The organism is Streptosporangium sp. NPDC020145, from assembly GCF_040631275.1.
Lineage (GTDB): Bacteria > Actinomycetota > Actinomycetes > Streptosporangiales > Streptosporangiaceae > Streptosporangium.
In genome coordinates this window covers 135,844-156,942 of record NZ_JBEXZT010000012.1, presented here as the reverse complement: position 1 = coordinate 156,942, position 21,099 = coordinate 135,844, and the positions used below count along the sequence as shown (strand labels likewise).

Annotated in this window: 21 protein-coding genes; 7 read left to right on the top strand and 14 right to left on the bottom strand. The window is 71.2% G+C overall.

Going from position 1 to position 21,099, the window contains the following annotated elements:
- Position 1: 1 nt before the first annotated feature.
- Entirely contained in the window at positions 2-1,192 is a 1,191-nt protein-coding gene (locus ABZ463_RS22780) for a glycerate kinase (RefSeq protein ID WP_352008923.1), read from the top strand.
- 67 nt (positions 1,193-1,259) lie between these two features.
- On the opposite strand, the gene pknB is transcribed toward ABZ463_RS22780, so the two are convergent.
- The 4 genes from pknB to thiO all read right to left on the bottom strand — a co-directional run bounded on the left by pknB (position 1,260) and on the right by thiO (position 5,467).
- Positions 1,260-3,242, bottom strand: coding sequence for a Stk1 family PASTA domain-containing Ser/Thr kinase (gene pknB, locus ABZ463_RS22775; RefSeq protein ID WP_362778655.1), 1,983 nt, complete (start codon positions 3,240-3,242; stop codon positions 1,260-1,262).
- A gap of 76 nt (positions 3,243-3,318) precedes the next feature.
- Complete coding sequence (locus ABZ463_RS22770; protein ID WP_362778652.1) at positions 3,319-4,101, bottom strand: thiazole synthase; 783 nt, start codon at positions 4,099-4,101, stop codon at positions 3,319-3,321.
- Positions 4,102-4,106: 5 nt separating this feature from the next.
- Complete coding sequence (gene thiS, locus ABZ463_RS22765; protein WP_352008926.1) at positions 4,107-4,307, bottom strand: sulfur carrier protein ThiS; 201 nt, start codon at positions 4,305-4,307, stop codon at positions 4,107-4,109.
- Positions 4,304-5,467 (bottom strand): glycine oxidase ThiO, encoded by a 1,164-nt coding sequence (gene thiO / locus ABZ463_RS22760; protein WP_362778649.1) that lies wholly within the window; start codon positions 5,465-5,467, stop codon positions 4,304-4,306. The genes thiS and thiO overlap by 4 nt, the downstream gene beginning before the upstream one ends.
- A 327-nt stretch (positions 5,468-5,794) precedes the next feature.
- On the opposite strand from thiO, the gene ABZ463_RS22755 reads away from it, so the two are divergent.
- Genes ABZ463_RS22755 through thiE form a run of 3 tightly spaced genes read left to right on the top strand, consistent with a single transcriptional unit; the run spans position 5,795 to position 8,026 of the window.
- Positions 5,795-6,979, top strand: a complete 1,185-nt coding sequence (locus ABZ463_RS22755) for an FAD-dependent oxidoreductase (RefSeq protein WP_362778646.1) — start codon at positions 5,795-5,797, stop codon at positions 6,977-6,979.
- A 50-nt stretch (positions 6,980-7,029) separates the two neighbouring features.
- Positions 7,030-7,404 carry an Rv2175c family DNA-binding protein gene (locus ABZ463_RS22750; RefSeq protein ID WP_352008929.1) on the top strand — a complete coding sequence of 125 codons (375 nt, stop codon included), beginning with the start codon at positions 7,030-7,032 and terminating at the stop codon, positions 7,402-7,404.
- Positions 7,382-8,026, top strand: a complete 645-nt coding sequence (thiE, locus tag ABZ463_RS22745; protein WP_362778643.1) for a thiamine phosphate synthase — start codon at positions 7,382-7,384, stop codon at positions 8,024-8,026. Before ABZ463_RS22750 ends, thiE begins: the two co-directional genes overlap by 23 nt.
- 44 nt (positions 8,027-8,070) lie before the next feature.
- On the opposite strand, the gene ABZ463_RS22740 is transcribed toward thiE, so the two are convergent.
- Complete coding sequence (locus ABZ463_RS22740; RefSeq protein WP_352008931.1) at positions 8,071-9,138, bottom strand: polyprenyl synthetase family protein; 1,068 nt, start codon at positions 9,136-9,138, stop codon at positions 8,071-8,073.
- Between the two features lie 128 nt (positions 9,139-9,266).
- Between ABZ463_RS22740 and metF the strand changes: the two genes are divergently transcribed.
- Entirely contained in the window at positions 9,267-10,202 is a 936-nt protein-coding gene (gene metF / locus ABZ463_RS22735; RefSeq protein ID WP_352008932.1) for a methylenetetrahydrofolate reductase [NAD(P)H], read from the top strand.
- Here metF and ABZ463_RS22730 read toward each other — a convergent pair.
- Both ABZ463_RS22730 and ABZ463_RS22725 read right to left on the bottom strand, forming a co-directional pair.
- Positions 10,199-10,753, bottom strand: coding sequence for a GNAT family N-acetyltransferase (locus tag ABZ463_RS22730; protein WP_362778639.1), 555 nt, complete (start codon positions 10,751-10,753; stop codon positions 10,199-10,201). The genes metF and ABZ463_RS22730 overlap by 4 nt on opposite strands.
- A gap of 76 nt (positions 10,754-10,829) precedes the next feature.
- Entirely contained in the window at positions 10,830-11,309 is a 480-nt protein-coding gene (locus tag ABZ463_RS22725) for a YbaK/EbsC family protein (protein WP_352008934.1), read from the bottom strand.
- A gap of 112 nt (positions 11,310-11,421) precedes the next feature.
- Here ABZ463_RS22725 and ABZ463_RS22720 point away from each other — a divergent pair, with 112 nt between their 5' ends.
- Positions 11,422-12,210, top strand: a complete 789-nt coding sequence (locus ABZ463_RS22720; protein WP_362778636.1) for a L,D-transpeptidase family protein — start codon at positions 11,422-11,424, stop codon at positions 12,208-12,210.
- A 726-nt stretch (positions 12,211-12,936) separates the two neighbouring features.
- Positions 12,937-13,383: an SAV_6107 family HEPN domain-containing protein gene (locus ABZ463_RS22715; protein WP_352008936.1), complete on the top strand. Its 447-nt coding sequence runs from the start codon at positions 12,937-12,939 to the stop codon at positions 13,381-13,383.
- 5 nt (positions 13,384-13,388) lie between these two features.
- Here the strand turns inward: ABZ463_RS22715 and ABZ463_RS22710 are convergent, their stop codons facing one another.
- The 7 genes from ABZ463_RS22710 to ABZ463_RS22680 form a co-directional block, all read right to left on the bottom strand.
- A complete protein-coding gene (locus ABZ463_RS22710; RefSeq protein WP_352008937.1) occupies positions 13,389-14,615 on the bottom strand; it encodes a PP2C family protein-serine/threonine phosphatase in 1,227 nt (408 codons plus the stop codon).
- 149 nt (positions 14,616-14,764) lie between these two features.
- Positions 14,765-15,259 (bottom strand): transcriptional regulator, encoded by a 495-nt coding sequence (locus ABZ463_RS22705; protein ID WP_271219163.1) that lies wholly within the window; start codon positions 15,257-15,259, stop codon positions 14,765-14,767.
- 269 nt (positions 15,260-15,528) lie between these two features.
- Positions 15,529-16,437 carry a universal stress protein gene (locus tag ABZ463_RS22700; protein ID WP_362778631.1) on the bottom strand — a complete coding sequence of 303 codons (909 nt, stop codon included), beginning with the start codon at positions 16,435-16,437 and terminating at the stop codon, positions 15,529-15,531.
- Complete coding sequence (locus ABZ463_RS22695; RefSeq protein ID WP_352008939.1) at positions 16,434-17,858, bottom strand: amino acid permease; 1,425 nt, start codon at positions 17,856-17,858, stop codon at positions 16,434-16,436. The genes ABZ463_RS22700 and ABZ463_RS22695 overlap by 4 nt, the downstream gene beginning before the upstream one ends.
- Before the next feature lie 25 nt (positions 17,859-17,883).
- Positions 17,884-18,819: a carbamate kinase gene (gene arcC / locus ABZ463_RS22690; RefSeq protein ID WP_352008940.1), complete on the bottom strand. Its 936-nt coding sequence runs from the start codon at positions 18,817-18,819 to the stop codon at positions 17,884-17,886.
- Between the two features lie 2 nt (positions 18,820-18,821).
- A complete protein-coding gene (gene argF / locus ABZ463_RS22685) occupies positions 18,822-19,826 on the bottom strand; it encodes an ornithine carbamoyltransferase (RefSeq protein ID WP_352008941.1) in 1,005 nt (334 codons plus the stop codon).
- A gap of 21 nt (positions 19,827-19,847) precedes the next feature.
- Positions 19,848-21,092: an arginine deiminase gene (locus tag ABZ463_RS22680; RefSeq protein WP_362778626.1), complete on the bottom strand. Its 1,245-nt coding sequence runs from the start codon at positions 21,090-21,092 to the stop codon at positions 19,848-19,850.
- Positions 21,093-21,099: the final 7 nt, after the last annotated feature.

The following is a 21,099-nucleotide window of genomic DNA, read 5'->3' as shown; positions in this document are numbered from 1 at the left end:
GTTGTCTCAGTCGCCGGGCCACGTCGTCGTCGCCCCGGACAAGTTCAAGGGGTCGCTGAGCGCGGCCGAGGTCGCCGCGCACGTGGCGAGGGGGCTCGGCCCCGGCGTCACCGTGGTCACGCTGCCGGTCGCGGACGGCGGCGACGGCACCGTCGAGGCCGTCGTCGCGGCCGGGTTCACCCGGGTGGAGATCCAGGTCGCGGGCCCCACGGGAGAGCCGGTGCGCGCCGCCTACGCCTGGCGGGAGGCCGCCCAGGGCGAGCCAGGGCCGACCGCGGTCGTCGAGCTGGCCGAGGCGTCCGGACTGCGCGTACTGCCCCGGCGGGGAGACGGCCCCGGCTTCGCGCCCCTCACCGCGACCACCCGCGGCACCGGCGAACTGGTCGCCGACGCCCTGCGGCGCGGAGCCCGCCGGATCGTGCTCGGCCTTGGCGGCAGCGCCTCGACCGACGGCGGGACGGGCATGATGCGGGCCCTCGGCGTCCGCTTCCTGGACGCGGAGGGAGCGGAACTGCCCGAAGGCGGCGCGGCCCTGCGCGAACTGGACAGGATCGACACCTCGGGGACCGTTCCCCTGGAGGGCGTCGAGTTCGTCGTCGCCTGTGACGTGGACAACCCCCTGCTCGGCCCGTACGGCGCCGCCGCCGTCTACGGCCCGCAGAAGGGCGCCGGTCCCGAGGAGGTGGAGCTGCTGGAACGGGCCCTGGCCAGGCTCGCCGCCGTCGCCACGCACACCCACGGCCTGGCCGGTGCCGTCGAGCACGACGGCGTCGTCCGCTCCATGGGCGTGGCGGGCATGCCGGGCGCGGGCGCGGCGGGTGGAACGGGCTTCGCGGCCCTGGCCTTCCTGCGTGCCGCCTTCAGGCCCGGCATCGAGTATCTGCTCGACCTGCTCGGCTTCGACCGGCGGCTCGACGGCGCCCGCCTCGTCATCACCGGCGAGGGCGCGCTGGACGAGCAGACCCTGCGCGGCAAGGCGCCCGCCGGGGTCGCCTCCGCGGCGGCGAAGGCGGGGGTGCCGGTCGTCGCGGTGTGCGGCCGGTGCGACCTCGGCGAGGAGGAGCTGAACGCCGCGGGCATCACGGCGGCCTATCCGCTCACCGCCGTCGAACCCGACCCGGCCGTGTGCCTGGCCGAGGCGGGTCCCCTGCTCGAACGGCTCGCGGAGACCGTCGCGCGCGAACGGCTCTGACCCCGCCCGCCCGGAGGCCTCTCAGCGTCCCCTCAGTGCCCCCTCAGCACCTCTTTCAGTGCCTCTTTCAGTGCCAGATGGTGACCTGGGTCCCGGACGGCACCTGCTGGCCGCCCGGCGGGCGCTGGGCCAGGACCCTGCCCCTGCCCAGCCCCTTGCGCACGGTCACCTTCATCCCTGCGGCGCGAAGCTCCTCGCGCGCCGCCTTGACGTCCTTGAACATCACGTTGGGGACGACGGCCAGGGGCTGGGCCACGTCTCCGCCGTCGTCTCCCGGCACGGAGTTGTTGATCTCCCAGGGCCAGTGCCACTGGGGGTTGTTGCACAGCGACACGGTGAGCCTGATGGTCGCGCCCGCGTCGATCTCCGCGTTCGGCTGCGGGTCCTGGGCGATGACCGTGCAGGGCTGGGCGGCGTCGGTCTGCTCGACGAACTCGGGCACGAAACCCGCGCCGCGCAGCAGGGCGTCGGCCTGGTCGCGGGGCATGCCCTTGAGATCAGGCGCGACCAGGCCCGCGCTCACCAGCAGGTCGATCTTGGTGCCCTCCTTGACCCGGTTGCCCACGGCGGGGACGGTCCGCATGACCTGCCCGCGGGGCACGGTGTTGCTGGGCTGCTTCTTGACGTCGTCGACGGTCAGCGTCACCCTCGCCAGGTCCGACCTCGCCTGGGCCTCGGTCATGCCGATCACGTTGGGCACCACGACCCGCTTGGGGCCGTCCGAGGGGAACAAGACGATCTTGGACTGCTTGTCCACCGTGGTGCCCGCGATCGGATCGGTCCTGATCACGTTGCCCTTCTGCACCTTCTCGTCGTTCTCCGGCTTGCCGATCTCGACGAGGAAGCCAAGAGCCCTGGCCTCGCTCTGGGCGACGTTGACGTTCTTGCCGGTGAGCACCGGGACGACGATCGTGGTGTTCTGGGAGAACAGCCAGCCGGTCACCCCGACCGCGATCACCATCACCACGGCCAGCGCGACGAGGTACCAGTTCGGCCGGAACCCCCTGCGCGCGGGCGCGGGCGGGCGCGGGTGCGGGTCGGCCGCGGGGCCGGTGAGCAGGTCACCCCGTGGCTGGATCAGCGTGTGGTTGACGCCTCCCGCCGCGGGGGCGGGGGGCTGACGGAACCCGGCGGCGGCCGTGTGCCCTCCGGTGGGCCCGGTCGGCTGCCCTCCCGCGTGCCCGGCCACGGGAGCGCTGTCCCTGGGCAGCGTCCGGTGCGCCTCGACCGCGGCGACCAGCAGCGCGGTCGCGTCCACGGGGCGCAGCGCGGGGTCGCGCGCCGTCGCCTGGGCCACCAGCGTGTCCAGCAGCGGCGGAATGTCCGGCAGCAGCGAGGAGGGCGCGGGCACGGTGTCGTGGACGTGCCGGTAGGCCACCGACATCGGCGTCTCACCCTCGTACGGCTGATGCCCCGTGACCAGCTCGAACAGCATGATCCCGGCGGAGTAGACGTCGCTGCGGGCGTCGGCGGAGCCGGAGGTCACCTGCTCGGGCGACATGTAGCCGATGGTGCCGATCATGACACCGGTGCGCGTCTGGTTCGTCGCCTCGATCGCGCGGGCCAGGCCGAAGTCCACGACCTTGACCCGCCCGTCGTCGGTGAGCAGCACGTTCTCCGGCTTGACGTCCCGGTGGATCATCCCGGCCTGGTGGGCGGCGCCCAGCGCGGCGAGGACCGGGATCATGACCTCCAGGGCCTCGCGGGCCGGCAGCCTGCCCCGCTCGCGGAGCACGTCGCGCAGGGTGCGCCCGGGGACGTACTCCATCGACAGGTAGACGTTGCCCCCGTCCGTGCCCTGGTCGAACACGTGCACCACGTTGGGGTGCGACAAACTCGCCACCGACTTGGCCTCGCCGATGAACCTGCGCACGAACGCGGGGTCCTCGGCGAGAGTGCGGTGCATCACCTTCACGGCGACCGTGCGGTCGAGCCGGACGTCCAGAGCCAGGTATACGGTCGCCATCCCGCCCCGGGCGATCCGGGACTCGACGCGGTAACGCCCGTCGAGGAGTTTCCCGACCAGGGGGTCCGTAAGCGTCGTGTCCACCCGGCAGAGTTTACGGGCGATTTGGCGCCCACAGGGTCGGCGTGTTCGAAACCGATGCGGAGAAGTTGACCGATCCCTAAGAAGTCATGGGGGATGAGGCCTCGGCGTACCTGCGGCGCGGGATACGGCCCGCGGCCCTGGCCGTACGGCCCGCGACGACCGCGGAGCGCATGGCGCGGGCCATCAGGTCGGGACGCCTCGCCCTGGTCACGGCGGTCGCGAGCAGGACGGCGTCACAGCCGAGCTCCATCGCCAGCGCCGCGTCGCTCGCGGTGCCGATCCCGGCGTCGAGGATCACCGGAACACCCGCCGCCTCCACGATGAGTTCGATGTTGTGCGGGTTCCTGACGCCCAGACCGGAACCGATCGGCGCGCCGAGCGGCATCACCGCCGCGCACCCGGCCTGTTCGAGCCTGCGGGCCAGGGCGGGGTCGTCACCGATGTAGGGCAGCACGACGAAGCCCTCGGCGACCAGCCGTTCGGCGGCGTCGAAGGTCTCGATGGGGTCGGGCAGCAGGGTGCGCTCGTCGGAGATGACCTCCAGCTTCACCCAGTTCGTCTCCAGGGCCTCCCTGGCCAGCCGCGCGGTCAGCACCGCCTCCCCCGCGGTGAAGCAGCCCGCGGTGTTCGGCAGGACCTTGATGCCGCGCCTGCGCAGCACGTCGAGCACCGAGCCCCGCGCGGACGGGTCCAGGCGCCGCATCGCGACCGTGGTCAGCTCGGTGCCCGAGGCGGCCAGCGCCTGTTCGAGGACGTCGAGCGAGGGGGCGCCCCCGGTGCCCATGATGAGCCGCGAGGAGAACTTCTCCCCGCCGATGACCAGGTCGTCGTCCGGGTTCGTCAGTGTGTCCTCAAGCATGTCCCTCAGCCTCCCTGCACCGCGGTGAGCACCTCGACCCGGTCGGCTTCGGCGAGCGTCGTGGAGTCCCACGCGCCGCGTGAGACCACCTCGTCGTTCACCGCGACGGCCACGCCGCTCCTGGCCTCGGTCAGCCGCTGTACGGCCAGCGCCACGGTCGCCCCCCTGGGCAGCTCGTGGGCGGTTCCGTTGATCGTCACGTTCATCGGTGCTCCTGGAAACGCAGTGGAGAGCAGATCGCCCGCAGTTCGTCCTCCTCGCCGGGTGGCGCGCCGGGGGAGTGCGCCTCGGACGAGGACGGTGGGAAGAGAAGGTCGGCGGTGAGCGGGGCGAGCAGGACGCCGCCTCTGTGGTGGCCGGTGGCCAGCGACAGACCGGCGGCGGCCGACGGCCCGACCAGCGGCAGGTTGTCCGGGGTGCCCGGACGCAGGCCCGCGACCACGTCGTGGACCTGGAGCTCGGTGACGCCGGGAACGAGCTCCCGCGCGTCGCGCAGCAGCTCCCACAGGCCTCCCGCGGTCACCCGGGTGTCGAAGCCCATCTCCTCCTGGGTCGCCCCGACGACCACCTCCCCGTCGCCGCGCGGCACCAGGTAGACGGGGGAGCCGTGCACCACGCCGCGCACGCACCGCCCCAGGATCGGGGCGGCCGAACGCAGCCGCATGATCTGTCCCTTGACCGGCCGCACCGGCGGCACCGCGTCGGGCGGCAGCCCCTCAAGGCCGCCCGACCAGGCGCCGGCGGCCAGGACCACCAGGTCCGCGCCGATGGTCTCGCCGGAGGCGAGCCGTACGCCGGTGACCCGCTCCGCGGCGTCGGTCGTGAGCCCGGCGACGCGGGAGCGGACCAGCGCGCCGCCGCGCCGCTGCAGCGCCGTCAGCAGCGCCTTGACGACCCTTCGCGGGTCGACCCAGGAGTCGCCGCCGGCCAGCAGGCCACCGCGCACCGACGGGGCGAGCATAGGCTCCAGGCGGCGGCACTCGCGGCCCGTGAGCCGTTCCGCGGGCAGGCCGAGCTTGTCGACGAAGGCGGCCAGCTCGTCGAGCGCGGCCAGATCGTCGGAGCCGAAGGCGACGTCGAGCGTCCCCAAGGCCCGGTAGTCCAGGTCGAGGCCGCCGTCCTCGGTCAGGTCGGCGGCGAAGGCGGGCCATCTGGCCAGGGAGGCCAGCCCGAGGCGCAGCAGGGGCTCCTCGGTGTAGGTCACCTCGCTGACCGGCGCCAGCATGCCCGCCGCCGCGTGCGAGGCCCCCGAGCCGGGGTCGGGGTCGGCCACGGCCACCCGTGACCCCCTCCTGGCCGCACGCCAGGCCACGGAGAGCCCGGCGACGCCTCCGCCGATGACGAGCACGTCGAAGTGGTGTGACATTCGTACCCTCCGCTCCCTTCGCCGGCATGACCCGGATCAGGTTCCTGGCGGTCGAGGGCCGCTGACGGTCACGCCGGGATCATCGCCGCCGGACGCGCGCCCCGTGCGCCGGCACGGTGTATCAGCACGTCAAATGGCCTTCGATGGTCCGCGTCGCCCCGTAGCCCTCCTCTCAGCCCGGTGCGCTCCGGGCTCCCGCGCGTCTGCTCGCTTCCACCTTAAGGGCTGTGGTGACGCCCTCACTGCGTTGGATGCGAGCTAAATACCGTTTTCGTTATCAAACAGCTAATGGCAGAGGATCGGGCAGGGCGCTTAGGCTCGTGAGTTGTGAATCATGTCGTGGTGGTTGGCGCCGGCCTGGCCGGCGTGCGCAGTGTCGAGGCGTTACGAGCCCGAGGGTTCGCCGGCACGATCACATTGATGGGCGAGGAGGCACACCGCCCCTACGACCGTCCCCCGCTGTCGAAGTCCGTCCTGCTGGGGGAGACGGACTCCACGGTCGTCGACTCCGATCTCGACGCGCTTGAGGTCGACTTCCGCCCGGGGGTGGCCGCGAAGGGACTGCGGCCGGGCGTGGTCGAGACCACCGAGGGCGAGGTGGCCTACGACGGACTGGTCATCGCCACCGGCGCCCGTCCCGTCCGGTTGCGCGGCGACGGCGAGCAGCACGTGCTTCGCACCATCGACGACGCGCTCGCCCTGCGCGAGCGGCTCGTCGCGGGCGTGCGCGTCGCCGTCATCGGGGCGGGCTGGATCGGCGCCGAGGTCGCCACCGCCGCCCACAGGGCGGGCTGCGAGGTGACCGTCGTCGAGGCGGCCGACCTGCCGCTCTCCCAGGCCCTGGGGGCCGTCGGCGGGCACACCGCCCGCTGGTACGAACAGGCGGGCGTCGAGCTGCGCCTGGGCGTCCAGGTCGCCTCCGTCGACCACGACGGGCTCACCCTGGCCGACGGTTCACGGGTCAGGGCGGACGTGGTCGTCACCGGCGTCGGCGTACGGCCCGCCGTCGAGTGGCTGGCGGGCTCCGGTGTCGAGCTGGACAACGGCGTCGTCACCGACGAGCACCTGCGCACCTCGCTGCCCGGGGTGGTCGCCGTCGGCGACTGCGCCGCCTGGTGGTCGCGCCGTTACGACCGTCGCCTGCGGGTGGAGCACTGGGACACCGCGCTGGGCGCCCCGGAGGTCGCGGTGGCCGCGCTCATGGGCGGCGACGCGGTCTACGACCCGGTGCCCTACTTCTGGTCGGAGCAGTTCGGCCACATGGTGCAGTACGCCGGGCACCACGACGACGGCAACGACGGCGAGCGCCTCGTCCTGCGCGGCGACCCGGAGGACGGCTCCAGGTGGGGGGCCTGCTGGGTCCGCGGCGACGGCAGGCTGGCCGCGGTCCTGGCGGTGAACCGCCCCCGCGACCTCCTGCAGGGGCGCCGTCTCATCGAGGGCGGCCAGCGGCTCGACGCCGTTCGCCTGGCCGATCCGGCGGTGGCGCTGCGCGACTGCACGGTCGCTTAACCTGCCCACCGGGTGTTTGGCGGAAGGCACGATGTGGTAGTGGTGGATTCGTGACGCTTTCTGTTGCGCAGATCGACCGGGAAACAGACCAACTGGTGGGCGAGTGGCTCACCTTGACCGAGGTCGCCAGGAGACTCAACCTCAGCGCCGGTCGCGCGAAGCAACTTCTCAAGGACCGCAAGCTCATCGGAGTGCGAAGGGGCGGGGGCGAGCCACAGGTTCCCGCCGCCTTCCTCGGCAAGGACGACGTGGTGAAGGGGCTGCCAGGCACGCTCACCGTGCTGCTCGACGCCGGATACGACGACGTCGAGTCGCTCCGGTGGCTCTTCACCCCAGACGAGACCCTCCCGGGGTCCCCGGTGGACGCGATAGTCGCGGGCCGCCACACCGAGGTCAAGAGACGTGCCCAGGCGCTCGCTTTCTGACGCCCGCCTCTACCTCTGCACCGACGGGCGCCGTGAGCGCGGAGACCTGGCCGACTTCCTCGACGCCGCCCTCGCGGGCGGGGTCGACATCGTCCAGCTACGTGAGAAGGGCCTTGAGGCCAGGGAGGAACTCGCCCTCCTTGAGGTCTTCCGCGAGGCCTGTGACCGCCACGGCAAGCTGCTCGCGGTCAACGACAGGGCCGACATCGCTCACGCCGCCCGTCCCGACGTGCTCCACCTCGGACAGGACGACCTGCCGGTGCGGGCCGCCCGCGACATCCTCGGCGACGACATCCTCATCGGGCGTTCCACTCACGCCCCGCAGGAGGCCTCAGCCGCGGCCGTCGAAGCGGGAGTCGACTACTTCTGCTGTGGTCCCATCTGGCCGACGCCGACCAAACCGGGAAGGCACGCCCCCGGCCCCGCGCTGCTCAGGCACGCCGCGGCGCTGGAGACGGAACGCCCCTGGTTCGGCATCGGCGGTGTCGACCTGTCCAACCTCGACGAGGTCATGTCGTACGGCGTGCGCCGGGTCGTGGTCGTGCGGGCCATCACCGAGGCGGACGACCCGAAGGCCGCCGCCGGGGAGTTCAGGCGGCGCCTGACCGCCGGGCTCACCTGATCCGCATCCGACCGGTCCGGGCCCGGTGGACGCCGGGCCCGGCCTCAGGTGCGACGTGACGTCGCGGCCACGGCCAGATCGGCCAGGGCCGTACGGGACCGCGGGGTGATCGGGGCGCCGTCGAGCGAGACGAGGGCGTGGTCGAGATATTCCTTGATCATGCTCTCGCACGCCGCCAGGGCCCCGGTCTCCTCGATGATCTGACGCAGCCTGGCGACCCCGGCGGCGTCCAGGTCGGGGTCGCCGAGCGTCTCCTCGACCGTCCTGGCCTGGAGCGGGGTGGCCACGGCCAGGGCACGGGCGACGAGCATCGTCCGCTTGCCCTCCCGCAGGTCGTCCCCGGCGGGCTTGCCCGTCTCCGCGGGGTCGCCGAACACGCCGAGGACGTCGTCGCGGAGCTGGAAGGCGATGCCGACGCTGCGGCCGTACTCCTCGCAGAGCCGGTCGATCCACGGCTCGACGCCCCGCGCGGCCAGCACCAGGCCGAGCCTGAGCGGCTGCTCGACGGAGTACTTGCCGCTCTTGAAGAGGGCGACCCGCAGCGCGCTGTCGAAGGTGTTCTCCTCGTGCGCCTGCTCCAGCAGGTCGAGGTACTGCCCGCACATCAGCTCGGTGCGCATGTGGTCGTGGATCCGCTGGGCAGCGGCCAGCGACTCCACGGGCAGCCCGCTGTTGCGCCACATCTCCCCGGACCAGATGAGCAGCAGGTTGCCGAGCAGGATGGCGGCGCCCTCGCCGAACTGCCCGGCGGAACCGCGCCAGCCCGCCTTCTCGTGCATCGCCTGGAACCTGCGGTGCGCCGACGGCATGCCCCTGCGCAGATCGCTGGCGTCCATGACGTCGTCGTGCACGAGGGCGCTGGCCTGGAGCAGCTCAAGGGAGGCCGCGGCGGTGAACAGCGCCGGATCGTCCTCACCGCCCGCGCCGTGCCAGCCCCAGTAGCAGAAGGCGGGCCGCAGCCGCTTGCCGCCCGCGAGGAACTCCTCGGCCGCGGTGAGCAGCGGGACCAGTTCGGGCGCGCCGACCAGGGGGCGCTGCCGGTCGACGAACTCCCTGAGGGATCGATCCACTTCGGAACGGATGGTGTCGAGAGCAGCCGCGGAAGGGGTCATACCCCGAGATTATCGGCCCGGAGGTGCGAGGTTATGCCCGCGGTGTCCCCGCCGGGGCCCGGCAGGAGGAAGGGTGTTGAACCGATCACGGTTGTGGCGCTCCGTCGGGCGGCCAGTACCCTAGGGGCATGGCTCTGGGTCGCTCGTCAGTCTTCCCCGAACGTGTGCCCACCGTCCGCGAGCTCCTCGCCGCCGGTGGCCGTTCGTTCTCGTTCGAGTTCTTCCCACCGAAGACGGACGAGGGGGAGCGTCAGCTCTGGCGGGCCATCCGGGAGCTTGAGGCCCTGCGGCCGACGTTCGTCTCGGTCACCTACGGCGCGGGCGGCGGCACCCGCGACCGGACGGTGGAGATCGTCGAGCGGCTCGCCCACGAGACGACGCTGACCCCGGTCGCCCACTTCACCGCCGTCAACCACTCCCTGCGTGAGCTGCGCCACCTGATCGGCAGGTTCGCCGGGGCGGGCGTGCGCAACATCCTCGCCGTGCGGGGCGACCCGCCCGGCGACGTGACGGGAGAGTGGATCCGCCACCCCGAGGGCGTGCAGTACGCCGAGGAGCTGGTCAGGCTCATCCGCCAGTCCGGCGACTTCTGCGTCGGCGTGGCCGCCTTCCCCTACAAGCACCCCAGGTCCACCTCCGTCGAGGCCGACACCGAGCACTTCGTGCGCAAGTGCCGGGCGGGCGCCGACTACGCGATCACGCAGATGTTCTTCCGCGCGGAGGACTATCTCAGGCTGCGCGACCGGGTGACCGCCCGTGGATGCGAGACCCCGATCATCCCCGGCATCATGCCCGTCACCCAGATGAGCACGATCGCCCGTTCCGAGCAGCTCTCCGGCGCGCCGTTCCCGCCCGAGGTCGCCGCCAGGTTCGAGGCCGTCGCCCACGACCCGGCCGCGGTGCGCGACCTGGGCATCGAGCACGCCGCCGAGCTGTGCCAGACCCTGCTCGACGAGGGCGCGCCCGGCATCCACTTCATCACCTTCAACCGGTCGAGCGCGACCCGCGAGGTCTTCCAGGCCCTCGACGTCACGACCGGGGCGGACGACCGGCTGGCGGTCTAGACGTACTGGGCCAGCGGGAGCGGGGTGCCCAGGATCGCGTAGCGCTCCTGGCCCCCCGGGAAGACGAACCCGGTCAGCAGGTCACCGAAGCCCAGGCTCCGGTAGAGATGACGTGCCGCCGTCTCCTGGTCACGGGTCGACAGTACGGCGGTGCGCTCCAGGCGCCCCGCGCACAGGCCGGTGACCATCGCCCGGCCCACGCCCTTGCCCTGGTAGTCGGGGTGGACGTGGACCTCGGCGAGTTCGAAGGCGTCGTCGAGCCACTCGCGGGTCCTGGCCTGGCCGTCGTGCTCGGTGATCGCCTGACGGACGACGCCGTGCCACCACTGGCCGGGTTCGCCGTGGAAGCCGTAGGCGAAGCCGACCGTCCTGCCGTCGGCGCGTTCGGCGAACAGGCAGGTGAACCGGGAGTAGGAGGCGTGGCCTCTCATGATCGCCCTTCGCCCGGTGAGCTGGTCGGCGGGCGGGAGCATCGCCGCGGTGTAGACGTCGAGGACCGCGTCGAGGCTCACGGCGAACTCCTCGGGGCCGACCCGTCGCAGTTCGATCACGCAACGCACCCTAGCAGGACGACCACCATGAGGATCTGAGAGGTTCGTCAGGGTTTGGCGGGTGTCCGCCTGGCGTTCAGCGCTCGACCTCGACCGGGGTCCCGCCGGTGACGCGGAGGAGTTCGGCGAAGGAGGTCGGGAAGACCGTGTGCGGGTGGCCGGCCGCGGCCCAGACCACCTCGTGCCTGTCGAGCCAGACGTCGACCAGGGTCCTGATCGGGGCGGGATGTCCCAGCGGGGCGACGCCGCCGATGACCTGACCGGTCGCCGCGCGGACGAAGTCGGGGGTCGCCCGCCGTACCCGCGCCGCGCCGACCTTCTCGGCGACCAGACCGGTGTCCACCCGGTGGGCACCGCTGGTCAGCACCAGGAGCGGCCGGTCGTCGGCGTCGAAGATCAGGCTGTTGGCGATGGCGCCGACCTCGCAGCCGAGCTGCGCCGCGGCGGTCGCCGCCGTCGGCGTCGCCTCGTCGAAGACGACGATCTCTCCGGTGACGCCGTGCTCTCTCAGAGCCGCGGCGACCTTCTCGATGTTGGGATGCAACTTTTCCGGCACCCGGTCACTCTAAACGGGTTGACCATCGATTACCTCTTCATAACCGTTGCCGGAGAGTGGATGGTTGGTGCGCTATGGTCCGTTGTTCGGGCTTGACTGACAGGAGGGGATGATGGTGATGGGGGTTGGAGGACGGCTCGGAGTGGCCGCCCTGGTGACGGCGGGGGCGATGCTGCTGGCCTCTCCCGGTGTCGCGAACGCTCAGGTCGTCACCTCCGCGGCGACCGCGGTCACGGCCCAGGCGGCGCCGGGGTTCGTCGCCCCCGGCCAGACGCTGAGGCTCGGGGCGAAGGGGACCGCGGTCAAGGCGCTGCAGACCAGGCTGCGGGAGCTGGGCTATCTGCCGGGCACGGCCGACGGGCGTTACGGCGGCACGACGCTGACCGCGCTGTGGGCCTTCCAGAAGATCAACGGCATCGCGCCGACCAGCACCGTGACCAGGAAGACCTGGAACGCTCTACAGAACCCCAGGTCGCCGAAGGTGCTGGTGCCCAACGGCAAGCCGACCAGGGTCGAGGTCAACCTCACCCAGCAGGTGATGACCCTGTACGTGGACGGCAGGGTGAAGCTGATCAGCCACATCTCCTCGGGCAGCGGGATTCCGTACTGCGAGACGGCCACCTGGGAGGGCAAGACCCAGAAGTTCTGCGGCAGCGCCCGCACGCCGACGGGCGACTACAAGACGACCTGGCGCAGGAACGGCTGGCACAGGTCATACCTTGGTCAGCTCTACAACCCGATCTTCTTCAACGGCGGTATCGCCCTGCACGGCGCACTCTCGGTGCCGTTGGCCCCGGCCTCCCACGGCTGTGTGCGGCTGCCGATGAACGTCGCCGCGGTCCTGCCCGGCATGCTCGGCACGGGAGTCCCGGTGCACGTCCGGGGCAGATTCGTTCGCTGACGGAGTGAACACGGTTCCTCGTGCCCCCGGTCCTTCAAGGGCCGGGGGCACGGTCGTTCCCAGGGTCGCCGCGGGGGCGCGGGAAAGGGCGCCGTGGCGGGCCCGTCTTGACGGCTGTTTCCCCGCCCTGTGAACACCGGGCCGTGTTCTCGTCATGGGGAACTCGTGGGCAACGCGGAACGCGCGGCGCCCACGACTCCCGGCCACCGAGATGCCGCAGAAAACCGCACAATGCTCAAACTCCACCTTGAACATTTAAAGCAGGCACAGGCCTATAAATCAGCCAATGCGACAGGGAAAGGGGTATGGAGGCGGCCGTGCGTCCGCTGGGTGAGGGAGGGAAGCCGGGGATGTCCGAAACCCCTTGGCCGTGACCGCCCCGGCTTGTCCGCGCGCGACCGGCGACTCTCCGGCGGTTCTTCCGGGGTGGGTGATTCGTATGGTTCCAGGCTGCCCGGTGGTGTCGAACTTTTGTTCGTGCGTTTACTTGACACTACCAGTGATCGAATTTATGTTCGATGTGATGACGTGGGGCTCGCGGTCCACGTCCAGGGTGGTTGGCCTTTCCGGGACCGTCGGCCACGGCGGCCCGGCCGGGCCGGGGCGGGCGGGGAGAGGGGAAGCTCCTCGTCCGGCCGCCCGGAGGATTTGTCGGTGGGGTCTGCGAGTGTTGACCTGACCGGCGGATTCGCCGGGAGCCGCTTGCGACCAAGGAGGCTGAAGCACATGACCCCTCGGCTCAGCGATTCCGATGGGCCCCGGCTCTCGTCCACGGTGCGGGCGCACCTGGCCGACGCGCGCGACTGTCTTGAGGAGGCGGGCGCCGCCCGGACCCCCGCAACCCGATACGTCGCCGCCCACCTGGCGGCGCTCAGAGCCGCGGCCGCGATCCTGGCCGCGCGGCCACGGCCCATGGACGGCCGCAGGCGCCGTCTGCGCAGCGCCTGGGAGCTGCTGCCCGAGGCCGAGCCCAGGCTGGCCGAGTGGGCCCCCTACTTCGAGACCAGCGCGACCAAACGGGCCGCCGCCGAGGCGGGCATGACCCGCATGGTCTCGGCGAGGGACGCCGAGGAGCTGATCTCCGAGGCCGAGCGGTTCGTCGTCACGGTGGAGACCCTCCTGGGCCTGCCCGCCCAGACCACCCTCCCGGCCCGCGTCCCTCTGGCCGGCTAGCGGCTCTAGGCCGCCGATGAGGCCAGCGGGCGGGCGGCGCGGTGGCGCAGCAGGAGCATGGCGGCGTCGTCGTTCAGCGGCTTGCCCACGTGACGCAGCAGGTCGGCGCGTAGCGCGTCGAGGGCCAGCTGCGGGTCGGAGCCGTTCAGCAGGTGCGCCCTGTCGGCCAGCGGATAGAACCGGCCCGTCCCGTCGCGCGCCTCGATGACCCCGTCGGTGTAGAAGAGCACCTGGTCACCGGGTTCGAAGCCGATCTGGTACGGCACGGCCTCGGCTCCCTTCAACGACGCCATGCCCAGCGGAAGGGCCTCGTCGGGCGGGTCGGCGAAGGAACGGCTGCCGTCGGCCGCCAGCACCATGGGCGGCGGATGACCGCAGTTGATGACGGTGATGGAGGTGCCCTCCTGCGCCTCGCCGAGATCGGTCAGGTCGGTGATCTCGGCGAGTACGGCGGTGACGAACTGCTCGCCCGACAGCTCCCGCGACAGCGCGTTCTCCAGGCGGGCCACGACGCCCTGCAGCTTGGCCTCGTCGTGGGCGGCCTCCCTGAAGGCGCCGAGCACCACGGCGGCGGTCTCGACGGCCTCCAGGCCCTTTCCCTGGACGTCTCCCACGATGATGCGCACCCCGTGCGGGGTGGTCACCACCTCGTACAGGTCGCCGCCGATGCGGGCCTCGGCCGTGGCGGAGGTGTAGGAGACGGCCACGCCGATCCCCGGCCCGGCGCGGCGCGGGACCGGCCGCAGCAGCACCCGCTGGGCGGCCTCCGCGACGGAGCGGACGTCGGCGAGCTGACGCTCGTGCCGCAGGCGTCCCGCGCTGGCCAGCACGCTGGCCACCGTGACACCGAGGATGGCGGCCATGGTGATGTTGGTGCGGGGCGTCCACAGGATGTCGTTGTAGACGCCGAGCGCCACGCACAGGGCCAGTGCGATGAGGCCGGAGACCGTGGTCCTGGCCAGGCCGCAGGCCACGCTGGCGAAGGCGGGGCCGAGGGCGAGCAGTGGCAGCAGCCCGGAGGTCGGCCCGGAGCCGAAGTCGATCAGCGCGACCAGGGCCATGACGACGAACGGCAGCAGCCTGAGCGTCTCCTGGGTCCTGGTCGCCCCGACGGAGGTCAGCAGCCGCAGGAACGCCCGGGTCTTGGTCGAGCCCAGGGCCGCCTTGAGTGAGGCGAGACGGCCTTCAGGGCGCGGTCGAGAGTGATCGTGACGATCCTCTCCCCGGGCCATGTCCACCACATCTCGTTAAATGCCATGTTTGCCTTTTCCTACCACAGCGATGGTGATCCGTGGCGGCGTGCGGGCCATGTTCTAACGAGAGAGGAAGACCACGGCTCGCGGGCACGCCCAGCCGCGCGTGCCCGCGACCGGACGGGTCGTCAGAAGGACTCGACGGCCCTGCGGGCCTCGGGGTCGAGCACACCCCAGGTGATGAGTTCCTCGGTGAGCTCACTGGGGGACTTGTCGTAGATCACGGCCAGGGAGCGCAGGTCCTCCTGACGGATGGACAGCACCTTGCCGTTGTAGTCACCACGCTGGCTCTGGATGGTGGCGGCGTAACGAGCCAGCGCACCCGCCTTCTCCTTGGGCAGCTGGGCAAGACGCTCAAGGTCGATCACAAGCTTCGGCGTGGGGCCAAGAGGGCTCGGCGCGCTGCCCCCGGGCAGGAGCTCATTGACCGGAACCCCGTAGAAGTCGGCCAGCTCGGCCAGCTTCTGCACCGTGACCGCACGGTCCCCACGCTCGTAGGAGCCGACGACAACGGCCTTCCAACGACCGCGGGACTTCTCTTCGACTCCGTGCAGGGACAGGCCCTGCTGAGTGCGAATCGCGCGGAGTCTTGCACCCAGCGACTTGGCGTATTCAGACGGCATCGTGTGGCCCCCCGGCTCGGTTATGTACTGCTTTCAGTTGATTGTCCTCCCTCGCAACTTATGCCCCAACCACCGGGTTGGCCTGGGGTAGGCACCTTCGGTGACTGATGCGTCGGGGTTTACCCGATAACGCCGCGAGGTGTGGTTACGGACAGTGACGGTAAAGCTGTGGGCGCCTAAGGTCAAGCTGATTGGAAAAAAGATGTCGAATCCGATCCGATGTGGTCCGCCTCAAACGCCGTGCTTGTCCCATGGCGGATAGTGAATCATCACCGTTTCCCGCGCCGTCCGGCGGACCCTCGCTTCCCGGCGGGACTCCTGGGCACCATCATCACCGGACAGGGGGCCGAACGTATGATCTTCAGCGAGACGTCGCCGGGGAAGACCCGCCGCAGGGGCCCGGTCTCGCTGGAGGCGCAGATCAACATCGCCCCCTCGCAGTCGGTGCCCGCCAGCGCGGCGGCCACGTCCCTGCCCTCAAGCACCTCCACGTCGACCCGGACGTCGTCGTGCCCCCGGACGATCTCGTCGAGGTCGGCGGTGACCTTCTCCCTGATCCTGGCGAGCATCTCGGCCTCGACCCCGCCCCGCCGTCCCCCGCCCAGCACGAGGGTGACCAGGCGCAGCGGGACGTCCATCCGCCCGGCCAGCTCGAAGGCCTGCCGTACGGCCTCGTCGGAGGCGGGGTCGCGGCGGTAGGCCACGGTCAGCCTCCGCAGGGCCGGCGGATGGCTCTCGGCGTACCCGCGGGGCGCGAGGGCGACGGGCACGGGGGAGGTGTGCAGGAGCTGGTCGGCGGTGCTGCCGACCCGGATGCGGCCCTTACCGCCGCCGGGGGCGGGGCCGATGACCACCGCGTCGGCCTCCAGCCGCCCGGCGAGCTGGACCAGCCCCCTGCCGCTGCCCCGGTGGCCGTGGGAGACGAAGTCGACCGGCACGTCCCGCACGCCGGCCAGCAGCTCGCGGGCCTGCTCCAGGACGGTCTGCGCCTGCGCGGCCACGTAGGCGCGCCACTCGGCGTCGATCTTCCCCGGTCCCGGGGTCGGCCAGGTGGGCACGTGGACGTGGGCGACGGTCAGCCGGGCCCCGGCCCGCCGGGCCAGCAGTACGGCCAGCGCCAGCCCGTCCTGGCCCCGGCCACCGGGGACGAATCCGGCGAGGATGTGCTCGATCTTCATCGGACGCTCCTGCTGAGGCGTGAGTGGCGGTAGCCGTACAGGAAGTAGGCGAGCAGGCCGACGGTCATCCAGATCGCGAAGGCGAGCCAGGTGACCCCGGCGAGCCCCAGCATCACCACCACGCAGAAGATCACCCCGAGGACCGGTGTCAGCGGGAAGAACGGGGTCCTGAAGCTGCGCGGCAGGTCCGGCCGGGTGTAGCGCAGCACCAGCACGCCGACGTTGACGATGGCGAAGGCGAACAGGGTCCCGATGCTGGTGGCCTCGGCGAGCTGGCCGAGCGGGATGAACCCGGCCAGCAGGGAGACGAACGCGGCGACGATGATCGTGTTCGCGACCGGGACCTGGCGGCGTGGATCGATCCGTTCGAAGATCCTCGGCAGCAGGCCGTCGCGGGACATCGCGAACAGGATGCGGGTCTGGCCGTACAGCACGGTCAGCACGACGCTGGCGATGGCGATGACCGCGCCGAAGGAGATGATCAGGCCCGCCCAGGTCGAGCCGGTCGCGCGGTCGGCGATCAGGGCGAGACTGGCCTCGGTCGTGTCCGGGTCGAACCGCTGCCACGGCATGGCGCCGACGGCGGTCAGCGCGACCAGTACGTAGACGACCGTGACGATGAGCAGGGACAGCAGGATCGCCAGCGGCAGGTCGCGCTTGGGGTTCCTCGCCTCCTCACCGGCGGTCGAGGCGGCGTCGAAGCCGATGTAGGAGAAGAAGACCTGCGAGGCGGCGGCGGTGATCCCGGCGACGCCCAGCGGGGCGAAGGGGGTCAGGTTGCCGCTCTCGAAGGCGGTGAAGGCCACGACGCAGAAGAACGCCAGCACCGCGATCTTGATCAGCACGAAGACCGCGTTCGCGGCCGCGCTCTCCGAGGCGCCGCGCAGCAGCAGCCAGGTGGCCAGCAGGACGATCAGGACCGCGGTGACGTTGACCACCCCTCCCTGGTCGCCGGGGGAGTGGGTGACGGCGGCGGGCAGCTGCCAGCCGAACAGGTCACGGAGGAAGTGGTTGAGGTACTCGCCCCAGCCGACCGCGACCGCCGCGACGGAGACGGCGTACTCCAGCATCAGGCACCAGCCGCACACCCAGGCGACCAGCTCGCCCAGCGTCGCGTAGGCGTAGGAGTAGGAGGAGCCGGAGACCGGGATGGTCCCGGCCAGCTCGGCGTAGGACAGCGCGGAGAACAGGGCCGTGACGGCGGCCAGGGCGAAGGAGACGACCACGGCGGGGCCCGCCTTCGGCACGGCCTGGCCGAGGATGACGAAGATGCCGGTGCCGAGTGTGGCGCCGACGCTGAAGAGGGTGAGCTGCCACAGGGTCATGGTCCGGCGCAGCTCGCCGCCCTCGCCGTGACCGCCCTCGGCGACGATCTGCTCGGTGGGTTTGGTGCGCAGCAGCCGCCGTACCACGGAGTCCACGTGATGTCCTCCTCGAAGAGACAGGTCAAAGGGTGCTGGCCAGCGGCCAGGTGGCGTTGGGGGTGACGATGGTGCCCGCCTCGCCCTCAAGGATCAGCTCCGCCTCGTCCAGCCTGCCGATCGCGGCCATGTCGCCGGTGGTCTCGACGAACCGGCAGGCGGCCTCGACCTTGGGGCCCATGGAGCCCGCAGGGAACCGTTCTGCGCGCAGCTGGTGGGGAGTGGTATGGGTGATCTCCTCCTGCCGCGGGGTGCCGAAGTGCCTGGCGACCCGCGGCACGTCGGTGAGGATCATCAGGACGTCGGCTTCGAGGGCCTCGGCCAGCACGGAGGCGGTCAGGTCCTTGTCGATGACCGCCTCGACCCCCTGGAGCTGTCCCCGGTCGTTGCGGATCACCGGTATCCCGCCACCGCCCGCGCAGATCGCCACGACGCCGTCGCGGACCAGGCGGCGCAGCAGCCGGGTCTCCACGACCCGCTGCGGGACGGGGGAGGGCACGACCCGGCGCCAGTGCCGTCCGTCCGGCTTGACGGTCCAGCCGTACTCCTCGGCCAGTCTCTCCGCCTCCGCCCGCTCGTAGACCTGGCCGACGAACTTCGTCGGGTCGTCGAAGGCGGGGTCGACCGCCGAGACGAGCGTCTGGTTGACCGTGGCGGCCACCTGCCGCCCCGGCAGCGCGTTCTGCAGGGCCTGCAGCATCCAGTATCCGATCATGCCCTGGGTCTCGGCGCCGATGGTGTCCAGGGGGTACGGCCTGGCCAGGTTGGGGTCGTTGGCGCTCTCCAGCGCCAGCACGCCGACCTGGGGGCCGTTCCCGTGCGTGATGATCAGCTCGTGCCGTTCCGCGAGCCGGGCCAGCGAGGCGGCGGCGACCCGGACGTTCTCCCGCTGGGGCAGCGCGTCGGGGCTCTGCCCCCTGCGCAGCAGCGCGTTGCCCCCCAGGGCGGCCAGGACGCGCATCCTCAGTCTCCCAAGGTGGCGACCATGACGGCCTTGATCGTGTGCAGCCGGTTCTCCGCCTGGTCGAAGACGATCGACAGCGGGGACTCGAAGACCTCGTCGGTGACCTCGAGGGCGTCGTGGCCGGTCTTCTCGAACAACTCCTCGCCGACCTTCGTCTCCCGGTCGTGGAAGGCGGGCAGGCAGTGCATGAACCTCACCCTGGGGTTGCCGGTCGCCTCGACGACCGAGGCGTTCACCTGGTACGGCATGAGCAGCTTGACGCGCTGGTCCCACACCTCGTCCGGCTCGCCCATGGACACCCACACATCGGTGTAGAGGAAGTCCACGCCCCTGACGCCCTCGGCGACCTCGTCGGTGACGGTGATCCTGGCGCCGGTCGCCTCGGCGAGGTCCCTGGCGGGCCCGGCGACCCCCGTCTCCTCCGGCCACAGCTGCCTGGGAGCCACGATCCGCACGTCCATCCCCATCAGCGCGCCGGTGACCAGCAGCGAGTGGCCCATGTTGTTGCGGGCGTCGCCCAGGTAGGCGTAGGAGATCTCGCGCAGGGGCTTGTCGCTGTGCTCCCGCATGGTGAGCAGGTCGGCGAGCATCTGGGTGGGGTGCCACTCGTCGGTGAGGCCGTTCCAGACGGGGACGCCCGAGTAGGCGGCCAGTTCCTCGGCGTAGGCCTGCCTGCTGCCGCGGTACTCGATGCCGTCGAACATCCGGCCGAGCACCCGCGCGGTGTCCCGCACCGACTCCTTGTGGCCCATCTGGGAGCCGGAGGGGTCGAGGTAGGTGACGTGCGCGCCCTGGTCGTGCGCGCCGACCTCGAAGGCGCACCGGGTGCGGGTCGAGGTCTTCTCGAAGATCAGGGCGATGTTCCTGCCCCTCAGGCGCGGCCTCTCGGTGCCCGCGTACTTGGCCGCCTTGAGGTCGGCCGCGAGGGTGAGGAGGAACCCGAACTCCTCGGGGGTGAAGTCGAGCTCCTTGAGGAAGCTGCGGTTGCGCAGGTTGAATGCCATGTGCCTGTCCCTGGTGAGAGGTCAGATGCCGTCGCGTTCGAGGGGGCAGCTCATGCACCGGGGACCGCCGCGGCCCCTGCCGAGCTCACTGCCCCTGATGGTGGTCACCTCGACGCCGTTGGCGCGCAGGTAGTTGTTGGTGGTGGTGTTGCGCTCGTAGGCGATGACCACGCCGGGACTGATCGCCAGCACGTTGCAGCCGTCGTCCCACTGCTCCCGCTCGGCCGCGTAGACGTCCTGCGTCGGGGTGAGGATCCTGATCTCGTCCAGGTCCATGGCGCGGGCGATGGCCCGGTGCATGTCCTCGGGCGCGTGATCGGTGATCTTGAGTTCCTTCTCCGTGTCGCCGGGTTCGACGGTGTAGGAGGGCAGCATCCCGAGCCCGGCGAACTTGACGAACACCCCGACGTCCACGCTGGTCATCACGGTGTCCAGGTGCATGAACGCCCGTGCCTTCGGCATGTTCAGGGCCACGATCCGTTTCGCGCCGCCCTTGGCGAACAGGCTGCGCGCGAGCATCTCGACCGCCTGCGGCTGCGTGCGCTCGCTCATCCCGACCAGTACGGCCCCGCGGCCCAGCACCAGCACGTCGCCGCCCTCGATGGTCGCGGGCGCGGCGGCCATGCCCGGCATCCACAGGTTGAAGCCGCCCTCCTGCGGCCTGTCGAAGCCCGGGGTGAACATCGGGTGGAAACGGTAGATCGCCTCGTAGTTCACGGTCTCGCGCTGGCGGGCCTTCTTGCGCATCGCGTTGACGGAGACGCCGTCGTAGATCCAGCAGGAGGTGTCGCGGGTGAACAGGTGGTTGGGCAGCGGGGGCAGGACGAAGTCGTCGGGGCCGAGGGTGTGGAAGGCCAGGCTCTTGGGGTCGGTGCCCCGTTCGACGAGTTCCTGCTTGGTGATCCCGCCGGTGAGGTAGAGCTGCAGGTCGTCGGAGTGCATGGCGTCCAGCGCGTTGCGCAGGGCGTCCACGGCCATGGGGCCGAAGAAACGCTCCTCGATGACGTGGTCGAGGATGTACTTGCGGGCCTCGGGGATGTCGATCGTCTCGCGCAGCAGGTCGCCGAGGAGGTGGACGGCGACCCCGTGCTCGCGCAGCACCCGCTGGAACTCCTCGTGTTCCTCGACCGCGCGCTGCACCCACAGCACGTCGTCGAAGAGGAAGTCGTCCTTGTTCGACGGGGTGAGCCGCTTCAGGGACAGCTCGGGCCTGTGGAGCAGGACCCGGTGGAGCCGCCCGACTTCGGAGTCGACGTGAAAGGTCATCTCTCTT